This window comes from Methylocapsa aurea (assembly GCF_000746085.1).
GTDB classification, from domain to species: Bacteria; Pseudomonadota; Alphaproteobacteria; order Rhizobiales; family Beijerinckiaceae; genus Methylocapsa; species Methylocapsa aurea.
The window spans coordinates 84111-103074 of sequence record NZ_JQKO01000014.1 but is presented as its reverse complement, the minus strand read 5'-3'; the positions used below and the strand labels follow the sequence as shown (position 1 = coordinate 103074).

The window sequence follows — 18964 nt, the reverse complement described above, 5'->3', positions numbered from 1 at the left end:
CATCACAGCGCCATCGCGCCGACTGTCCCGACTTTCCGCTCCTCATTGACCAAAGCCGGAGTCATCGATGCATCAAGCGCAACAAGGGCCTTGCGAGCAAACCTTTTGGGCCTTCAACGCGGATCGCGCGGGACGCTGCCGCGTGGCTTTGGCGGAGGAGCGCCTGATCGTCGGAAGCGTCGGTTCCTCAATTGAGACATTTCGTCTTGATCGCGATCCGCCAACGTTGATCTGCGCAGCCGAGACGCTGGCGCCGCCCGTCGCAGAAACTGAGCGCTTGCTCCTGGCCGCGATTGAGGCGGTGCTTTCGCGCGAGCCGCACCTGGATCGTCTTCGGATCGGGGTCGATCGCGCGTCGGGTCTGTGCGATGCTCTCATCGCCAGCGGCGTGACAATCGAGGATGGCGCACATTTGGTCGTCGCCCCTGAATTATTCTGGCAGCTGCCATCGGCTTGGCTAGCGCATTGCACCCATGCGCCGTTTCCGCAAATTCATGTGACGACCGATGGAAAGCGCCACCCACTGCGGCCGCCCCGCCCAAAGGGAACGCTCTACGCCCGCTTCATTCCGTGGCTGGATCAAGTCATATCGTTTCGCGTTCTCGACATCGAGACGGACGTCGCCTGTTTCAATCGGTGGATGAACGATCCGCGCATCGCGACAATTTGGGACGAGGCGGGCGACCTTTACCGCCACAGAGACTATTTGGAAGCGCGCCTCGGCGATCCGCACGCGCTGCCGCTGATTGGCTGCTTCGACGGCGCGCCATTCGGCTATTTCGAAGTCTATTGGGCGAAGGAAAACCGGCTCGGGCCTTATTACGACGCGGATGACTATGATCGCGGTTGGCATGTCGCCGTGGGAGAAGACGCCTTCCGTGGCAAGGCTTGGATCACCGCCTGGCTCCCCTCGCTGATGCATTTCATGTTTTTGGACGAACCCCGCACGCAAAGGATCGTCGGCGAACCGAGCGCCGCCCACGCCCAACAAATTCGCAATCTCGACAAATCCGGCTTTGCCAAGATCAAGCATTTCGATTTCCCTCATAAGCGAGCGCTTTTGGTGATGCTGCTGCGCGAGCGCTTTTTTGGCGACCGCCTGTGGGCTCCGGATAAGACGGGCTCGGAGCGGGCGGCGTCCCTGTCGAGCGCCTCGTCAATTGCGCTGTTTCATCGCGGCGAGCAGGCGGTGGTTCGATGAGCGGCTCGCAATCCTCCTCGCAAGCATCCTGCGCAATCGACGACTCTCTCGCATCCATCGAAGCGCCAGGGTTGAGGCCGTCCTTGCCAAAGCCGGTCGATCTCGGCGATCCCCGGCTGGGCTCGCTCATCATCCGTCTGGCGACGCCCTCCGTCTTCGGGCTGTCGATCCATGCCCTGCATCATGTCGTCAATGCGGCGTTCATCGGAATGTTGGGCGTGGAGGCCGTCGCTGCGGTCAGCGTCGCCTTGCCGATTTTCCTTTTCGTCTCGGCGCTCGGTCACGGACTGGGGGTCGGCGCCGCGGCGTCGATCGGACGTCTGCTCGGCGCAAAGGACGCCGAAGACGCCAACGCGACCGCGACCATCGGTTTGGGCCTCGCGGCTTTGCTCGGCCTTGCATGCACGGCCGGACTGCTCCGCTGGCTGACCCCGATTCTCCTTCTCTTCGGCGCGACCGAGGCCATCCTGCCGCCCGCGCGCGACTATGTGGGGATCATGTCTTTCGGCTGCGCCTTCATGCTGCTCCAGATCCTTTGCGACTTCGTCGTCATATCCGAAGGCAACACCCGCTTCAGCATGTGGACGCTGATCGGCGCCTTTGCGCTAAATATTATTCTCGATCCGCTCTTCATTTTTGCATTCGGACTTGGCATAGGGGGCGCGGCGCTCGCGACGATAACGTCGCAGCTCGCGGCGCTCGCCGCCTTCGCAATTTATTTCGCCAAAAGAGCTGGCGTCCTTCGGGTCGATTGGCGACTGTTCCGCCCGACCGCGCGCCTCCTTCGCCCCATTCTCAACGTCGGCGTGCCGGCGACGCTCACCACCGCCTTATCGGCGGTCGCCTTCACCATGGTGTATCGCGCCGCCGGCGCCTATGGCGGCGATTCCGCAATCGCCGGCGTCGGCATCGCTTTGCGCATCCTCACCTTCGGCGAACTTCCGTTGGTCGGCTTTTGCATCGGCGCACAGGCCGTGCTCAGCTATGCCTGGGGCGCGAAGGCGCCGTTGCGCGTGCTATCGGCCACCAGGTTCATGCTCACTGCGACGACGGCCTTCGCTGTCGCCTACGCATTGGCCATCTTGGCCTTTCCACGGGCGATCGTCGGCCTGTTCACAGTGGACCCGGCCGTGCTTCGGATGGGCGTCGAGGCGGTTGTCGCCTTTCATATCTGCTTTGGATTAATCGGCATCCAGCTCGTTGCGTTGGTGTTGTTGCAGTCTCTCGACAAAGGCGCGTCGGCGGCGATCGTCAGTCTCGCCCCGCAAGGCTATCTGCTCATCCCGCTCCTCATCGTGCTGCCCCGCTTCTGGGGCATTGACGGCGTCATCATGAGTCCCGTCGCAGCTATGGCGCTCACGGCTATCCTCGCGGTAATTTTTCTCTGCAAGGAAGCGGCGGCCCTGAAGCGGATCGCTGGCGACGCCGCCCTCTTGCAAAGAGGCCGGCTTTCGTGACGATGAGCGCAGCCAATCCCGCTGTTGCGGTGATGGAAATTGTTGAAGACAAGAGCGAAATCTGCCGTGAGATCATGAACGATCTTCTCGAATGGTTCGATGATCCGAAAACGGCGGCCGCATGCGCCAAGGCGGTCGCCGAATGGCCCATGTTCGGCGCTTTGCGGGAGCAAACCATCGTCGGCTTCGTCTCGATCAAGCCGCATCCGCCCTCTACAGCCGAGATCTATGCAATCGGCGTGAAGCGACGGCATCATCGTAGCGGCATTGGACGAGAACTCCTCAACAGGACCCAATCCTTCGCACAAGATCGCGGCATGCGACTCTTGACCGTCAAGACGCTGGCTCCCATCGAGCCGGACCCGCCGCATTACGCAGCAACGCGGCGCTTCTATGCGGCGAATGGGTTTCTTCAAGCGGAAGTGCTCGAAAGCCATTGGGACGAGGCGCATCCCTGTCTTTTCCTCGTAAAGCCGCTCTAAGACTATGAACTGAAAGCTGCTTTATGCGAACGCCAACGCTTTGATCTGAAGCGCGCGCTGGCCGCCATTCAACTGGCCCAATAGTGGACCTATCTTTTCAACAAGCAAACCAACGCGGGCGAAATAATGAACAGGCCGCTTCCTCCCTTCGACCATGATGCGCTCGCCGCTGCCGAGGCGCTTGTCGCTCCCGAGGCCTATCCGGCGAACGCCGCGGCGCCGCCAATCTTTCAGACCTCGCTTTTCACTTTCGACAATTTCGCCGACATGGCCGACGTCTATGCGGGACGCTCGCATCAGCTGATTTATTCGCGCGGCGACAACCCGACGGTGATGGAATTCGAGCGGCTGATCGCAGCGTTCGACGGCGCCCAGGCGGCGCGCGCCTTTTCGAGCGGAATGGGCGCGATCGCCGCGACGGTCCTCGCCTTCGTCGGCGCCGGCGAACGCATAGTCACCATCCGCAACGTCTACAGCGACGCCTATCGGATGTTCGAATTGCTTCTCTCGAAATTCGGCGTGAGGGTCGATTATGTCGATGGCTCGGATTGCGATGCGATCGCCGCGGCGCTTCCCGGCGCCAGCCTTCTCTATCTTGAAAGCCCGTCCTCGATCGTCTTCGAGCTGCAGGATATCGCCGCCTTGGCGCATCTGGCGCGTGAGCATGGAGTCGTCAGCGTCATCGACAATTCATGGGCGACCCCTTTGTTTCAGAGGCCGATCATCCACGGCGTCGATCTCGTCATCCACGCCGCCTCAAAATACCTCGGCGGCCATAGCGACACGGTTGCCGGAGTGGTGTCGGGATCGTCGGAGAATATCGCCAAGATCAATGCGCGGACTTATCCGTTCCTCGGCGCGAAACTGTCGCCGCTCGAGGCTTGGCTCCTCGTGCGGGGCTTGCGCACGCTGGCGCTGCGGCTTCCGCACCACATGAAAAGCGGCCTTGCGATCGCGGAGCGTCTCAGGAGCCACCCGGACGTCCAGCGCGTCCTTCATCCGGTCTATTCGAGTCATCCGGGCAAGGCGACGCTTTCCGGCTTCTCGGGCCTGTTTTCATTTGAAGTTGCCGACGCCATCGACGTGCCGCAATTCGTTGACGCCCTGCGGCTGTTTCGGTTGGGCGTGAGCTGGGGCGGCCCGGAAAGCCTCGTCGTGCCGGCATTGGCGCCATTGCAAATGCCGGAGGCCAATTGCCTGGCCCGCTTCGGCGTGAGCCCGCGTTTGATCCGGCTGCATATTGGCTTTGAAGACGCCAATGCGCTTTGGGACGATCTACAGCAGGCCCTGGCGCGCGCGCGCCGCTGATCCCCGCGGCAGACGCGCTCTCGCGATAGAGCGCGTTCTTATGGCCATGCTTGCATCTCCTCCGTCGGGAACCCGCCCGATGGTTCGCGCAGAGGCTTTTGCGCGTCCAGGCGCTTTCTTCGCCCGCCGACGCGAATTCGCTTCGCGCCGGGCGCCCGCCGTTTCAACCTATGGTCCAGCGAAGGCGAATCCGTCCCTGACGTAAAATCATCTTGTTCATGCTCTTGAAGCCGCGCAAAGCAATGCCGATGGGCGGCTTGAACCATGAAGTTGACGAGCGTTGGCGAAACGCCGAGATCGGCCGCGATGCATTTTTGCGAAACCCCTTCGATGCGCGCGCGCTCGAAGACATGGCGGGTCCGCGCCGGCAGTTCCTCAAGCGCGGCGAGCACCGCGTTCATGGCTTCGCAAACCTCTAGACGCGCGCAAGGGTCGGCGCAGGATGACGTCATTGTTTCGCCATCCGCTTCGGGAGCCGCGTAGCGGCATTCCAGGCTGCGTCTGCGCGCCTGATCGATCGCCAGATTCTTGACCATCCTTCGGGCGAATTGCTCTGGACAGCCGATGCTTGTTTCATCGCGCATATGGCTCGCCTTGACCGCCGCGTCTTGAATGACGTCCTCGGCGAGGTGCGGGCACCGAAGGATTCTCCGGGCGATCGCAAGGAGCTGGGGTCTTTGACAAATGACCACGTTCAGGAGGGCGTTCTTGCCCTCCATAGGCCGGGAAATGGACATAGGGGAACCTTCCTGGAGCCCGCGTCGCTGGCGGTCTCGGGATCAGCAGAGGGACACTCTACAAATGTCTTGCCGCCGCCGCGCGCGAGCGGCGGACGTCACCACCGGTAGCGCAATGAAGCGATGACGGTGCGGCGTTGTCCCCAGTAGCCGTAGCCGGCCTGCGATGTCGTATATTCCCGATCGAACAGGTTGGTCGCGTTCACCTGGAATCGCAGCCCCGCCAGGCCCGGGTCGAGCCTTCCAAAATCATAGTGGAGCGCGGCGTCGAACAGGGTCGTCTGCTGGTTCATGAAGGTGTTCTGATCATTGCCATAGCTGGCGCCGATGAAGCGCATCCCCAAGCCCGCGCCAAAGCCGGGCAGGAAACTATCGGGCGGCAAAGTATAATTGGTCCAGAGCGAGACGGTCTGCGCCGGAATTCCGGACGGCGCCTTGCCGATCGTATCGGCGGCGCCGTTCAAAATCCTTTGCTGGAGCGCGGTGTAGCCGAGAATGACATTTAGCCCGGCGGCGGGGTTCACCACGCCTTCCAGTTCGAAACCGCGCGAGCGAATTTCGCCGGTCTGAATTTGAAAGGCGATATCGTTCGGGTCGGGGCTCAAGGCGTTTTTCATGGTAATGTCAAAGAGCGAGGCTGTGATGAGCCCATTCATCCCGGCAGGCTGATATTTGACGCCCACCTCCTTTTGGTTGCCGGTGATCGGTTGGAACGGCTTGCCGCTCGCATCAAGTCCAATCGTCGGCGCGAAAGCGGTCGAATAGCTGGCATAGGGGGCAAGGCCGATCGGCGAGAGATAGGTGAGGCCGACGCGGCCGGTGAAAGCTTGATCGTTCTGGATCGCTTCGGTCAGGGCGAAGCGATCATTCGTCTTCGTCGACACCCAATCGTTTCGTCCGCTGACCGTCAGGACCACTGGTCCCCATTTCGCCTGGTCCTGCACATAGGCGCCGACCGCTCTCTGCAGCTGGTCGGCATTATACGAATAGGCGGGACTGGGGATGAATTGCGCGCCATAAGGCGGACGCGACGAAGAGAGATAGAGATCGGGCGCCCATCCAAATCCGACCTTGTCGTTATATTGGGCCAGCGTATAGTCGAGCCCGGTCAAGACAAGATGGCTTACCGGACCGGTCGAGAATTTCGTCAGCAGCTGATTGTCGATGCCGAACGTGGCGAGATGATTGACCACTCGCCCCGTCGAGCGCGTCGCGCGCGCGGCGGCGAAATCGATGAAGTCGATCTGGGTATATTTGGCGTCGGCGAAGACATAGGAATAGCGCATGTTCTGCCGCACCGTGAAGGTCTCGTCGAACTTATGTTCGAATGCGTAACCGATGCGCGTCTGATTTTGCGTGAAGTCGCCAAAGGCCGGATCGCCGGCGTAAATCTGGGTGAGCAGCCCTTCCGGCGTCTGGTAAAAGCCCGGATTTCCGGTTGTGAGGCTGTTCATGAATTCAGAAAGGACCGTGAACGAGGTCGCCGCGTCCGGGCGCCAAGTCAACGCCGGCGCGATGAAGTTGCGATTGTCCTTGACGCCGGGCAGTTGAGTGTTGCTGTCGCGGAACAGACCGGTCAGCCGGTAGGAAAAGACGCCGGCTGGATCGATCGGCCCGCCGAGATCGAATTGTCCTTGATAGCGTTGATAGTTTCCAAGCTGGAGCTGGACCTCGCGCAAGGGGACCGAGGTCGGCCGCTTGCTGGTGAGGTCGATCAGTCCGCCGGGGGACCCGAGCCCATAGAGCGCCGAGCTTGGCCCTTTCACCACAGTGATGCTGTCGAGCCCGTAAGGCTCCGTCTTGTAGATCGAAAACGGGCCGGCCGGTTGACGCAGCCCATCCCGGTAGATGCCGGTGTAGGTCATGTCGAAGCCGCGGACATAGAAGGAGTCGAAACGCGGATCGAAGCCGAAGACGCCAATCTCGACGCCGGGCGTATAGGCCAACGCCTCGGTCAGCGTCTGCACGTCGCGGTCATCGAGCTGCTCGCGGGTGACGACGGAGATCGTCTGCGGAATCTCGATGATCGGCGTGTCGGTTTTGGTCGCGACAGCAGTGCTATGCGCGACATAGCCTTCGACGCCGCCTTCGCCGCCGCCGCCTCCAACTCCGCCTTGGACATCGACTTCATCAAGGATGACGGATCCGTCGGCCGCAGCGACGCCGCTTGGACTGGCGGAGCGATGATCAACGAGAACAATAGAGTTCGAGGACCCCACGCGGTAGGAGATCCCTGTGCCCCCGATCGCTTGCGCCACGGCCTGTGCGGGGGTGAAATTCCCGCGCACCGAACCGCCCATGAGATTAGCCGGCAGGGAAAAGCCATAAGCGATGCGCCAGCCTGTAATGGCGCCGATTTCGGCGATCGCGTTGGCGAGCGGCTTGGCCGCGATCTCAAAACGATAAGTTCCAGCCGAGGCTTGCGGGGCTTGGCTCGCCGTTGGCGCGGCCGGCGCCCCTACCTGCGCCTCCGCAGGAGGGGCGGATGCGGCCCAAAGCACTGAGGTTCCGACGAAGCCAGCCATGATCTGAAAACGTCCGCATCTGGTCCGACCCTGCATCGACTTGCTCCTAGGCGACCCTACACCCTCGGCTTAGACGCGCCAGGGCATTCACTCGTCACGTTTGTAAAACGAGCGGCGGAAGCGAACCCGCACATGGAGACGCGAAAAAAGCTTCGCTATTGGGGTCGGAGCAAGATTGCTTTGGCGCACGGCTGCAAGCTTGCTTGAATTTAGAGCATTTTCGAGCGAAGTGGATGCCGGTTCGCGTAAAGAAAATGCGACAAAACAAAGAGCTAGAGCTGCTTTCTGATTCCGCCGAAACTGAAAGCGCTCTGGCCTTTCATTTTTGGAACTGTTCTTGGATCCGGTCTGGGCGCGCCTTCATCAAAAAGGTCAGTAGACGATCGTCAACCAGGGGGTGAGGCGAACGACATTGGCGCCGATAGCCGCGCCAATCGTGTCGAGAGAGCTTGGAGCATCGTCCATCGGAAAAGTGCCGGAGATCTTGGCGTCGGCGAGGCTCCCCAACACAAAGAAGCGGCCTTTGACCTGCCGTTGCAGGACGATTGCGACATCGCGCAGGGGCAGATTCTGAAAGACGAGGCGTCGCGACATCCAGGCCAGAGCGGCGTCGACATCGGCTGGCTCGACCGGCGCGGTTTTCCCTGCCGCTACGACAACCCGCCGGCCTTGCTCGAGGCGAACGGCGGAAGACTCCTGACCAAGCACGTCAACCGCTCCTTCGCGGACGGTGACGATCATCGCATCGCCGCGGCGATCGACGTCGAACTTAGTGCCGGCGACGTCGACCCGATCGCCGCCGACCCGCACCGCGAAAGCATTTGCTTGGCCGGGGCGGACCTCGAAATAGGCCTCCCCTCGCAACAATTCGACCTGCCGCCGGCCGCCCTCAAAATCGAACTTCAGGGCCGTATCGGCGGCGGCGTGAAGCTTTGACCCATCCGGCAACTCGAAGGTCTTCTGCTCGCCCCGCGATGTGACAGCGTCGGCGCGCCAATCCTGGCTCATCGACGGATCGACGATCCAAAACAGGCCGAGCGCCGCGAAGGCGGCCATCGGGGCCAAGGCCCAGGTTTTGCGGCTGAGCCAGCCTTCCTGACGCCGGCGGATCGACGAAGATTGCGCGGCAAGGCGAGCGGCGGGCGCCTCCAGATGGATCCACAGATCCTCGACATCGTCATAGGCGCTTCGATGCCGCGGATCCGCCGCCAGCCAGGCTATGAACTCCGCTTCGGCCTCGCCCGCCGCCGCTCCGCCCGTGCGCCGCACGAACCAGAGCGCCGCCAAATCGCGTTGATCTTCGGTGGGCTTGCCATGCGCCTCCATTGCGTTTCCCTTCGCCCGAGGCTCTGACGAGTGGCTTCGTCGCACGGGGCAAAATTGTTTACATCCATTCTAAGATACGAATGGAGGCTAAAAATCCGCACCTGAGATGTCAAAGAAATTTGGCCCGTCAAAAAAGACTTGAGGCGTGTAAAGGGCTTTCAGTCTCGGCCAAGATGCGCCGCGAGGCGGCTCTGGCAATGCCGCAACGCGCGGACGAGGTGCTTTTCCACCGCGCTGACGGAAATGCCGAGGCGCGCCGCTATCGCGGCGATCGGGACGCCATGCACCCGATGCTCGATGAAAATCTCTCGGCTGCGCGGACTGAGTTCCGCGAGAGCTTGATCCAGGGCGGCGATCGCCTGTTTCGACTCGAGGTTCGCGCCGCTCGACGTTGGCGCCGGGGCGATTTGATCTGGCGGGAGGGCAGCCAATAATCGAGCGCGGCGCGCCGTCATCATGCCGCGATCGATCGCCGCGTTGCGCGTCGCGGCGTAGATCACCCGCGTATCCGCCTCCGCCGAGCCGGCGCCGCCGGCCTCGAGCATGCGCAAAAAAACATCCTGCACCACATCGGCGGCGGCCTCGCGGTCGCGCACGCGCCGCATCACGATCGATTCGAGCTTCGCCCGGTGAAGGACGAAAAGTTTGCCGATCGTTGTCGCCCAGCTTGTCATCAGGCCAATTCGCCGGGGATCGCATTGCGCGGTGGGATCCTCATGGCGCTCACACGTTTATGGTTTCCATTGCCGATAGTCTTTTCGATAGAGGGGATAACCTTGCAATGGAATTTATCGGCTAAATACGCTCGCGCAATCTAATTGATTTAGATTTATTTCTATTCTAATCTTGAACATAAATTACAGACGCCGATGAAGGCGGCGGCTACATTATTCGCCAGCTACGCCAAGAGGATCATCCAACGTCGGAGCATTGGCGCGGATTGCCCGGCTCATCCGGCGCGCCCGGCGTTTCTTCAGCCATATGACGACTCCGGTGACGGAGAGCGCCGCAACGGCCAGGCCCATGAAGGAGATGACGATGCGGCCGGCAAGACCGGCGATCCTCCCGGAATGCAATGGAAATTGAACCTGCAGGAAGAGATCGCCCGCCGAGCCATGCCAAGGAATGCGATCGCCAAGGAGGCGGCCGTCTTCTCCATCGAAATAGAGCTCCGCCGGACCGACTCCGGCTGCGCCATATTCGTCTCCTGATTCAAAGAATTGCACGCTATATGCGCCGATTTGCTGCGCATAGCCCACTGCGCCCGGCGGTTGGAGCCATTGCCGCCGCGCCGCCTCCTCGCGCGCGCGCAGAACGATTTCGGCCATAGAAACCTTTGGCATGATCGACTGGTCCTTCGGCTTCTCGGCGCGCAAATCGTCCAGCGTCGGCGTGAAGCTCGAGAAAAAGGCGACAATCGGCTGGGCCACTTCCTTATTGAGGTTCAAGGATGCGGCGGTCACCGCCAGGATGAAGAGAAGCGCCCACAGCCAAAGGCCAAAGGCGCGATGGATATCGAAGGTCACGCGATAAGGCGTGCTCGCCCATCGGATTCGCCAAGCGGGCTTCCAACGGCGCCAGATCGACGACCTCTGTTCCTTCAAAGCGCGCTGAGGGGGCGGCAAAGTGACATAAAAGCCGACGAAACAATCGATGATCCAAAGGAGAGCGATCCCCCCCATGAGCCAGACGCCCCATTGCTCGATTCCCCATAGCTCGGGAATGCAGAGACTGTAATGAAGCTTATAGAGGAAGGGGATAAGATGTTCGCGATCGAGCCCGATCTCGCCCCATTCGCGCTTGCCCAGGATGTTTCCTGAAACCGGATCGACGAAGACTTGATTATAGCCCAGCTCGAAAAGCGTTCCCGTCACCGGGTCGACCCGCGCATCGACGAGAACCGAAACGGATTTCCCGATTTCGGCGTGAAGCGGCAGATAGGTAACGAATCCCCGTGGATCGCTGGCTTCGACTCGCGCCGCCAATTCGTAAGGAGAAAGGAGATCTCCACGGCTTGGCGCGCCGCGGAGAGACGGATTGAGCCATCCGTCCAACTCGCGATCCCAAGAGATCAGGGCGCCGGTCAGCCCCGCAATGAAAAGAAACACGGCGATCGCGAGGCCAACCCAGCGATGCAAAAAGACAAAAGCCGATCTTATGGAGGCTCGCTCGACGCCGCGTGCGTTCTGAGGGCGAGCGCCGCGCAATTGAGTTCGGGGTGCGCGCATTCTTGCGATGGGCCTGTTTGACTATGATGATTGCCGCAGCGCAAACATCATGGCGCCAACCGAGCCCTGGAGAAAGCAATTATTTCATGATATCAGTATATTAGATCAATTCCAGACTGGCTTGCGCCGACGATCTCAAATTCATTTTCTGCGATCTCTTCGGATGCCTATCGTCAAAACAGCCTTGGGGTCCGGCCGCAGCGGCGATCCAAACATTCTATCGGCACGTGACGCCGCTGACATTTCTCAGAGCGTCGCAAACCGTTATGGCCTGCTGATCTTGGATCACCTGCTGCGGGACAACCACGACATTGCCGGGAATCTGCAAAATAGGCGTCGGGGTCCCGGCGGCGTCCTTTATCGTCGGGTGTAATAGTCGCTCCCGGTCTGAGCGGGTTGGCGAACTGCGCCGCGCCGCGAAGGTGCCGGTTCAGCGCTTGCCGTCTGCGCCAGCGCAATCGCCGCGCTGAACCCGATGGCTCGATATATCCTCATGATCCATCTCCCTTTCCAGGCGGCGGCGCGCCTCGCTTGACCTCATCGTCGAATATTGATGAACCTGCCGTAAAGGTGCGCCCCCGCTCAATTGGCATTGTCCGGGATTTATTCAAGGCGCGTACCGCCTGTCGCGTGGGAGAAGAAATAAGGTCAAGCAGAGCATTTGCCGATTGCCTGGGAACAGGCGCGATCCGTCAGTCTTCAAGCAAATAAAAGAGATCGACCCGGCCATTCCGCTGACAGCTCTACGTGGGTATTAATCTTGCGTCAGCTAGTTTATCGGAGTTGTTTCTATATACCTCTTTAGAGCGCTTCCAATTTCCGCGAAATCAGAAAGCAGGTTGTCTTTGTTTTGTTGTTTTTCTTAACGCGAACCGGCATCCACTTCGCTCGAAAATGCTCTAGTTGCGAAGGAGCAGATCAGATCGCACCGCCGGCTCTGGAGCCGCTTCGCGCTCTAGTCACCCGCCTGCTTCGCCCTTTCGCGCATCTTTTTCTGCACAGGGAATCCACCCTCATCGCGGGGCCAGGCGAATCCCTAACGGTCGGGACCAGAAGCCTCCCGTAGGAGATATTGGAGCGAAGCCTGACCGAAAATGTTTTCACAGTCCGGACGCCATTCGCTCTGCGCGCGCCACTGGGAGCAGACAGCTATGTCGAGCCGCAACTTGAGGCGCTTCATTTAGATCGACCCGCTCGGCGACCACCGGTTGGGTCGACCGGTGGTCGCCGGATGTGTCGCCCGGCGCGTTGAATCCATCTGAAAGAATTGGAGAGGGCAAAGCGCCGGAGGCGATGACGCTGTTAGGACCTCCAGCGGATTCGGATAAATCCTTGCAGCGGAAATCGGCCTACTCGTCCAGGCAACCGCACGGACTCGGGCGTTATAGGCGCCGCAAAACGTTTGCCGTCATTGATAAAGGGGATTGTCCGCGTAGTGTCAGCTGAAGGCGGCCTCCCCTCGGAAGCCGGGTGTGGTTTGCGGCGCCGGCAATCACAGAGCCCTGTGGACAAGTAGGCGCCGCTCGCGGTTGTAGTAAGTGATATCGCGCCCGAGCCACGGCTTTTGAGAAAGGCGTTCGTCAGAGGTTCGGTCGCCTCGCTGCGGACGCCTGATGCATCGTCGGAAAATGTGGCCACACGCGCAAGTTGGGTGGTTGTGCAAAAAGCGGTAGTGACAAACCCTAATTGTCTCGATAAATAATGGAATCATGGACACTTCAATCGAACTCATCCGCACAAAAATCGCCGAACTGGAAGCCAAGATCGCCGATCTTCGCATCGCCGAGCGCGAGCTCCAGGCTCTTGAAAAACCTCCAGCGCGAAAGACAAGACTCGCGCCGGGCCCCAAGCCAAAACGCAAGCCTGCCGAAAAGCCCACAGAAAAGCCGGAGCCGAGCGAGGAGGGCGCGGCGCGCCAGACCATCGGCGCCGCGATCGCCAATGTGCTGGGTCAGCATGGCGCCCTTTCGGTCGGCGAGATCGCCGATCTGATCAAGGCGACTGGCCGAGACATCACCAATCGAACGATCTCGTTTTCGCTTCAAGCATTGAAGAAGCGTGGCCTTGTCAAGGGCGCCGACGGCAAGTGGTCTTTGCCAAAGACCCGCTCTCGGCAATCGCCCTCGTAACGGGGCGGCGGCGACTCATTTCCAAATGCTGCGGCTTTCGCCGACGATCAATTCGTCGGCCTGCCGCAGATCGCCCTTGACGATTTCGGCATAGGCGCCGTCGCTGAGGCCGATCTCGACCGAGATCGCCGTCGGCTTTCCATCGCGCAAAACCCACAGCCGCGATCCGCCCTCTGGGGCAGCGCCCCGTCCGGCGTCCGTTGAAGCCGCGCGGCTGCTCGGCGAATAGCGCAACGCCTGTTGCGGCGCGCGCAGAACGTCGTCGCGCCTGCCGACTACGACCCGCGCCGTCGCCATCATGCCGGGCTCCAGCAACAGGTCGGGATTGGGCGCGCTGATCGCAACATCATAAGCGGCGATATTCGGGATGGTTTGCGGCGGTGGCAGGATGCGGCTGACCTCTCCCGCGAAGAGATGGCCGGGAAGGGATTCGACCGAGAGCGCCGCTTTGTCGCCGAGCTTGACGGCGCCGATGTCGCTCTCGCCGAGCTTCGCTTCGACTTGCATCAGAGTGAGATCCGTGGCGATCAGAAAGAGCGGCGTCTCTGTTCCTGCCGTGACCGTCTGGCCTATTTCAACTTTGCGCGCGACCACGATTCCTGCGACGGGCGCGACAATATCGGCATGGGCAAGGTTGATCTCGGCGGCCTCAAGCGCCGCTTGACGCTCCGCAAGCAAAGCCTCGCCAAGTCTTGTTCGACGTCTTGCCCCCGCCTCGGCCCGCGCATAGGCCTTGCGCGCCGCCTTCAGCGCGCTCCCCGAGATTGCCCGGCGTTTCGCCATCGCCTCCTTCCGGACGAAGCCCGCTTTTGCCTGGGCGAGATCGGCTTTGTCCTTGGCGAGCCGGGCCTCGGCCGCCGCAAGATCCGCCTTATCGCGATCGACGATGAGTTGATAGGGACGCGGGTCGATTTTCGCGCAGAGTTGGCCCTTCGCCACTTTCGTTTCGCGGTCGCAAGAGAGCGCCTGGATCACGCCGGGAACATGAGCGACGACCGGGGCGACGGCTATCGGATTGACGACGCCGCTCGCGGTCACGACACGGACGACTGAGCCGCGCTCGGCCTTCTGCGTCAGGTAGCGAACCCCGCCGCCGTACAAGGACCAAGTAAGCCATCCGCTTCCGAGCGCCAGAAGCGCGAACGCGCCCGCCGCTGCTCGCCAACGCCAAGCCCCGTTGCAGCTGGCTTTGGCGACAGGTTGAGGAGCGCACGGTGGCGCACCCACATCGCGCGCCGCCGCCCCGGCGCCCGTGGGCGCCGGGGCAGGACCAGACAAGGTCTTGACGACCTCGAGCACGAACAGGGGGAGAGCGGAGGCCGCCAGCAAAAAGAGCCCCTCTCTGTAGGATATCAGCTTCGTTCCAAAGAACGTTGCGAGCAGTTCATTATGTTGAATGCCCATCTGGATGATGATTGGGGCGGCGATCGCGGCGAGCAAATTGACGTTTGAGCGCATGTTCATGCGCCAGAGGGTGCGGGTCTCGCTGCGCGCGCCCAGAGCGCGGAGAAGTTCGGCGAAGACAAGCGCCGAGAACGCATAGGTTTGCGCCAGTTCCGGCGTCCCGGACTTGAGCGCATAGAGATAGGCTGCGAAAGACACGCCTGCGGTCAGCGCGCCGGTCAGGAGCATCCTGCCGATAAAGCCGCCGTCGACGATGCGCTCGCGCCTGGCGCGCGGACGCTGTTTCATGACCTCGGGATCGACCCGGTCGGCCGCCAGCGACAGCGCGGGAAGTCCGTCGGTGACGAGATTGATCCAGAGCAGATGGATCGGGAGCAGCGGCGCAGGCAGGCCGATGAGGACGCAAACCGTCATCAGCATCAGTTCGCCGGTATTGCCGGCAAGCAGGTAGTGAAGCGTCTTTCGGATATTGTCGTAAATTCCACGGCCTTCTTCGACGGCGGCGACGATGGTCGCGAAGTTGTCGTCGGTGAGGATCATGTCCGAGGCCTCCTTCGTCGCCTCGGCGCCGCCCCGGCCCATCGCGATTCCGATATCGGCGCCCTTGATCGCGGGAGCGTCGTTCACGCCATCGCCGGTCATTGCCACGATGGCGTCATTCGCCTGCCAGGCCCTAACGATGCGGAGCTTGTGTTCGGCGCTGACGCGGGCGTAAACGGAAATGCTGGGCACGCGTTCGCGGAGCATGTCGTCGGTCAGCTGATCCAGTTCGACGCCCGACAGCGCTTTCGCGTCCTTGGAGATGCCCAGTTCGCGGGCAATCGCAATCGCGGTGCGCGGCTGGTCGCCGGTGATCATCACCACCCGAATGCCGGCGGCATGGCATTTGGCCACGGCCTCTTTGGCTTCGGGTCGCGGCGGGTCGTACAGCCCCGACAGGCCGACGAAAACAAGGTCGCGCTCGACGTTTTCCGCGGTGAGCCGATCGGGCGGCAGGGGGTCGACATCGCGAAACGCCGATCCAAGAACGCGCAGCGCCTTCCCGGCGAGCGTTGCATTTTGTTCGGCGAGTTGCGCCCGGTCCGCATCGGTTATCGGCCGCACGCCCGCATCGCTGTAGATGTAGGAGCAGCGGGACAGCAGCAATTCCGGGGCACCGTTGACCAGAACGCGCTCGCGTCCGTCGGGGAGCAGACGCAAGACCGAATGGCGCTTGCGGTTGGAGTCGAATGGGATCTCGCAGCGCCTCGGCAAGTCCCGCTCGATGTCCTGCTTGCGGCCGCCGGCTTTGTAGCCGGCCGAAAGAAGGGCGCCCTCCGTCGGATCGCCGATGACCTTCCAAGCGCCATTGTCCAATTCGAGATGGGCGTTGTTGCAGCCTATCAGGATTTCGGCCATCCGCCGCAATCGCGCGGCGTCGTCCTCGCCGGTCGCCTCGCCTTCAAAGCGCGTCTCGCCTTCAAGGCCGTAACCTTCGCCGGTGACTTCATAGATCCTGCCCGCGACAAACAGCGCCCGAACAGTCATTTCGCCGACGGTCAGCGTCCCGGTCTTGTCCGTGCATATGACATTCGTCGAACCAAGCGTTTCCACGGAAGCCAATCGCCGCACCAGCGCGCGCCGCCGGGACATCCGCATCACGCCAAGGGAAAGCGCCGCTGTGACGACCGCCGGCAGGCTCTCCGGCAAGGCTGCTACGGCGAGACTGACCGAAGTTAGGAAGAGCTCGAGGATTGGCGTCCCACGCGCCAGTCCAAGGCCAAACAGCAGCACGACGATCGCGAGCGTCGCCCACAGGAGAATGCGGCCAAAGCTTTCGAGCTTTCGCTGGAGCGGGGTTTCTTCCTTGCCGCCGGCTTCGCTGACGAGGGTTGCTATGGCGCCGATTTCGGTCTGCATCGCGGTGGCGACCACGACCGCGCGACCGGATCCGGCGGCCACGCTCGCGCCCATGAAAATCATGTTCTCCCGGTCGCCGATCGGAAGTTCGGCTTGGTCCAATACGCTTGCGCGTTTCGCAACAGCCTCGGACTCGCCGGTCAACGTGGCTTCGACGCAAGCGAGCTGCGAGGCGCTCAACAACCGAGCGTCGGCGGCGACGAGATCGCCGGACTCAATCTCGAGAATGTCCCCCGGAACGATGTCTGCCGCCGCGAGGGTCGTCACCGCGCCGTCGCGCCAAACCTTCGCCTGGGGCGCCGTCATTTTCTGCAATGCGGCGATCGACTTCTCGGCGCTGAACTCTTGGATGAAGCCAACCACCGCGTTGAGGCCGACGATGGCCAGAATTGCGAATGCGTCGAGCGCCTCGCCGAGCATGGCGGAAACGGCGCAGGCGCCGATCAGGATCCAGACCACGACGCTCTTGAATTGAGCGAAGAAGATCGCCCAGGGGCTGATCGGCTTGGCCTCCTTCAGGAGGTTCTTGCCGTGCCTTGCGAGCCGGGTCCGAGCTTCCGCGGCGGTCAATCCGATCGCCGAAGCGCCCAGCCGTTCGAGCGCCTCAGCGGACGTTCCACAATGCCAGGGCAGGCGCTTCGATAGGCCGGACGGCGCCTTATTCATTCTCGCGCTTCCGCAATCCGCGTTCGCCAGACGTCGAGAAGCGACGTGGCGATCGTCACGGCAATAGGCCCAAGGATGAGGCCGGAGGCGCCAAACAGGCTCAGCCCGCCGATCAGGGAAATGAACGCTGGCACAGTATGGAGTTTGAGACGGTCCCCGATCAGCATCGGATAAAGGAGGTTGTCGATGCCGCTGACGACCACCCCGCCCCACACGCCAAGGATGATGGCGTTCGACCAATTGCCTTCGAGCGCCAAGATAATCGTCGCCGGAATCCAGACGATGAAGGCGCCCAAGACCGGCACGATCGCCAGCAAGCCCATGACAAGGCCCCAGAGCGCTGGCGTTGGAAGGCCGAGCCACCAAAACATCAGACCGCCCAGCGCACCCTGCACGCAAGCGACGACCACCGTGCCATAGGTCGTGGCGTACACGGTGTCCGCGATCTTGCCGAGGAGTTGGTCCATCTCCGCCTGGGATAAGGGCGATAGGCGTCTCAGCTCATTGAGCGCCAGGCTCCGATCGCGGAGAAAATAGAACAAGAGGTAGAATGTCAGCAGAAGGCCGGCGAGTTGAACCACAGACCCGCGAACAAAGGACGCGCCCGTGTTCGTGAGCCAGGACGCGACGTTTCCGAAAATCGCTGGGAGGTTGATCTGCTTTTCGATCCACTGGTCGATGGGCGCAAGCCGCGGATGCGCCTCGATGGCGCGCCGCCATGCGCCCGACTCGGCTTGCGCCTGAACGATGGCCGCGCCCTTGGCGGCTTCATTGACGAGCCGTTCGGCGACGAAGGTCGCGGGGGCGACGACGATCAGCGCCGCCATCACAACGCAGATTATCGCCGCGAGGTTGGGCCGCTTCAGCGTCAATTCGAGCGCTCGATGCGCCGGCGCGAACAGAATCGCCAGCGCCAGCGCCCAAGTCAAAGCGGGCAGGAATGGCAGGGCGAGCAGATAACAAACGTAGATTGCGACGCCGGTCGCCGCCGACAGGACCACCGCCTGGGTCCAGCTTCTCAGCCCCCAGAGGGTCCAGGCTCGGGCGGGCTGATCCGCCGAAACGTCTTCATTCATGACATCACCGTCTGGTTTGCGCTCGCTTGATTAGGCTATTTTGATGACAGAGCCGCCAACACAAGGTCTGGATATTATTGATCCGCACGGCATATGTCGCCCAGGGCCTCCGATCGGCTGAAGCCTTCGGCCCAGCCGTCGCGGCTATGGCTTTGGAGCGCCCAAGGCGGAGTACGAGGCCCCGAGATGGATAGCCCTGTTGACAAGCCGGCAACGAGTCGAAGCCGGCGTCTGCTGCAGCGCCTCAAGGAGCCTCAGTGGCGCCTCGCGCGAATACCGGTCGGCGCGACGCTGACGCTGGGAGGATTGGTTGGCTTTCTGCCGCTGGTGGGCTTTTGGATGTTGCCGCTCGGACTGGCGATCCTCGCGGTCGACATTCCCGTGGCCGGGCGCCTTTTGCGTCCGTTGACCCGCCAGACCCGGCGGCTGAGCCGCTATTTTCGGCGTCGCTGGAGAGGGCCCCGCACAGGAACTTGACGCCTCCGGATTATGGTCCAGCGCGCGGGACTCTTTTCTTGCAGGATGA

At 61.7% G+C, this 18964-nt stretch carries 14 protein-coding genes; 6 read left to right on the top strand and 8 right to left on the bottom strand.

The genetic code is table 11. The annotated features are described in order from the left end of the window. Positions 1-67 precede the first annotated feature (67 nt). From DL86_RS11340 to DL86_RS11325, 4 genes are all read left to right on the top strand, one after another. Positions 68-1201: a GNAT family N-acetyltransferase gene (locus DL86_RS11340; RefSeq protein WP_084572862.1), complete on the top strand. Its 1134-nt coding sequence runs from the start codon at positions 68-70 to the stop codon at positions 1199-1201. After that, positions 1198-2658, top strand: a complete 1461-nt coding sequence (locus DL86_RS11335) for an MATE family efflux transporter (RefSeq protein WP_084572861.1) — start codon at positions 1198-1200, stop codon at positions 2656-2658. Before DL86_RS11340 ends, DL86_RS11335 begins: the two co-directional genes overlap by 4 nt. 2 nt (positions 2659-2660) lie before the next feature. Beyond that, entirely contained in the window at positions 2661-3140 is a 480-nt protein-coding gene (locus tag DL86_RS11330; protein WP_084572860.1) for a GNAT family N-acetyltransferase, read from the top strand. 126 nt (positions 3141-3266) lie between these two features. Further along, positions 3267-4448 carry a PLP-dependent transferase gene (locus DL86_RS11325; protein WP_036261369.1) on the top strand — a complete coding sequence of 394 codons (1182 nt, stop codon included), beginning with the start codon at positions 3267-3269 and terminating at the stop codon, positions 4446-4448. 38 nt (positions 4449-4486) lie between these two features. Here DL86_RS11325 and DL86_RS11320 read toward each other — a convergent pair whose 3' ends face one another. The 6 genes from DL86_RS11320 to DL86_RS20745 all read right to left on the bottom strand — a co-directional run bounded on the left by DL86_RS11320 (position 4487) and on the right by DL86_RS20745 (position 11553). After that, on the bottom strand, positions 4487-5185 hold the full coding sequence (locus DL86_RS11320; protein WP_084572859.1) for a sigma-70 family RNA polymerase sigma factor: 699 nt from the start codon (positions 5183-5185) through the stop codon (positions 4487-4489). Positions 5186-5283: 98 nt separating this feature from the next. Next, on the bottom strand, positions 5284-7710 hold the full coding sequence (locus DL86_RS11315; protein ID WP_051953235.1) for a TonB-dependent siderophore receptor: 2427 nt from the start codon (positions 7708-7710) through the stop codon (positions 5284-5286). Positions 7711-8082: 372 nt separating this feature from the next. Beyond that, entirely contained in the window at positions 8083-9036 is a 954-nt protein-coding gene (locus tag DL86_RS11310; RefSeq protein ID WP_036261367.1) for a FecR family protein, read from the bottom strand. A 158-nt stretch (positions 9037-9194) separates the two neighbouring features. Further along, positions 9195-9710 (bottom strand): RNA polymerase sigma factor, encoded by a 516-nt coding sequence (locus DL86_RS11305; RefSeq protein WP_036261364.1) that lies wholly within the window; start codon positions 9708-9710, stop codon positions 9195-9197. A gap of 213 nt (positions 9711-9923) precedes the next feature. Beyond that, on the bottom strand, positions 9924-11195 hold the full coding sequence (locus DL86_RS11300; protein ID WP_051953250.1) for a PepSY-associated TM helix domain-containing protein: 1272 nt from the start codon (positions 11193-11195) through the stop codon (positions 9924-9926). Between the two features lie 286 nt (positions 11196-11481). Further along, a complete protein-coding gene (locus DL86_RS20745; RefSeq protein WP_342585868.1) occupies positions 11482-11553 on the bottom strand; it encodes a hypothetical protein in 72 nt (23 codons plus the stop codon). 1420 nt (positions 11554-12973) lie between these two features. Here DL86_RS20745 and DL86_RS11290 point away from each other — a divergent pair. Further along, on the top strand, positions 12974-13393 hold the full coding sequence (locus tag DL86_RS11290; RefSeq protein WP_036261359.1) for a winged-helix domain-containing protein: 420 nt from the start codon (positions 12974-12976) through the stop codon (positions 13391-13393). A gap of 15 nt (positions 13394-13408) precedes the next feature. Here DL86_RS11290 and DL86_RS11285 read toward each other — a convergent pair whose 3' ends face one another. Next, positions 13409-17362 (bottom strand): HAD-IC family P-type ATPase, encoded by a 3954-nt coding sequence (locus DL86_RS11285; protein WP_156964599.1) that lies wholly within the window; start codon positions 17360-17362, stop codon positions 13409-13411. Continuing rightward, on the bottom strand, positions 17359-18438 hold the full coding sequence (locus DL86_RS11280; protein ID WP_036261357.1) for an AI-2E family transporter: 1080 nt from the start codon (positions 18436-18438) through the stop codon (positions 17359-17361). Before DL86_RS11280 ends, DL86_RS11285 begins: the two co-directional genes overlap by 4 nt. A gap of 186 nt (positions 18439-18624) precedes the next feature. On the opposite strand from DL86_RS11280, the gene DL86_RS11275 reads away from it, so the two are divergent. Next, entirely contained in the window at positions 18625-18915 is a 291-nt protein-coding gene (locus DL86_RS11275; RefSeq protein ID WP_036261354.1) for a hypothetical protein, read from the top strand. Positions 18916-18964 lie beyond the last annotated feature (49 nt).

What these genes read in the sequence shown, in the direction of transcription:
- DL86_RS11290 (WP_036261359.1), top strand. Translation starts at nt 12,974, where the DNA reads ATGGACACTTCAATCGAACTCATCCGCACAAAAATCGCCGAACTGGAA.
- DL86_RS11315 (WP_051953235.1), bottom strand. Translation starts at nt 7,710, where the DNA reads ATGGCTGGCTTCGTCGGAACCTCAGTGCTTTGGGCCGCATCCGCCCCT.
- DL86_RS11330 (WP_084572860.1), top strand. Translation starts at nt 2,661, where the DNA reads ATGAGCGCAGCCAATCCCGCTGTTGCGGTGATGGAAATTGTTGAAGAC.
- DL86_RS11320 (WP_084572859.1), bottom strand. Translation starts at nt 5,185, where the DNA reads ATGTCCATTTCCCGGCCTATGGAGGGCAAGAACGCCCTCCTGAACGTG.
- DL86_RS11305 (WP_036261364.1), bottom strand. Translation starts at nt 9,710, where the DNA reads ATGACAAGCTGGGCGACAACGATCGGCAAACTTTTCGTCCTTCACCGG.
- DL86_RS11340 (WP_084572862.1), top strand. Translation starts at nt 68, where the DNA reads ATGCATCAAGCGCAACAAGGGCCTTGCGAGCAAACCTTTTGGGCCTTC.
- DL86_RS11335 (WP_084572861.1), top strand. Translation starts at nt 1,198, where the DNA reads ATGAGCGGCTCGCAATCCTCCTCGCAAGCATCCTGCGCAATCGACGAC.
- DL86_RS11285 (WP_156964599.1), bottom strand. Translation starts at nt 17,362, where the DNA reads ATGAATAAGGCGCCGTCCGGCCTATCGAAGCGCCTGCCCTGGCATTGT.
- DL86_RS11275 (WP_036261354.1), top strand. Translation starts at nt 18,625, where the DNA reads ATGGATAGCCCTGTTGACAAGCCGGCAACGAGTCGAAGCCGGCGTCTG.
- DL86_RS11310 (WP_036261367.1), bottom strand. Translation starts at nt 9,036, where the DNA reads ATGGAGGCGCATGGCAAGCCCACCGAAGATCAACGCGATTTGGCGGCG.
- DL86_RS11280 (WP_036261357.1), bottom strand. Translation starts at nt 18,438, where the DNA reads ATGAATGAAGACGTTTCGGCGGATCAGCCCGCCCGAGCCTGGACCCTC.
- DL86_RS11325 (WP_036261369.1), top strand. Translation starts at nt 3,267, where the DNA reads ATGAACAGGCCGCTTCCTCCCTTCGACCATGATGCGCTCGCCGCTGCC.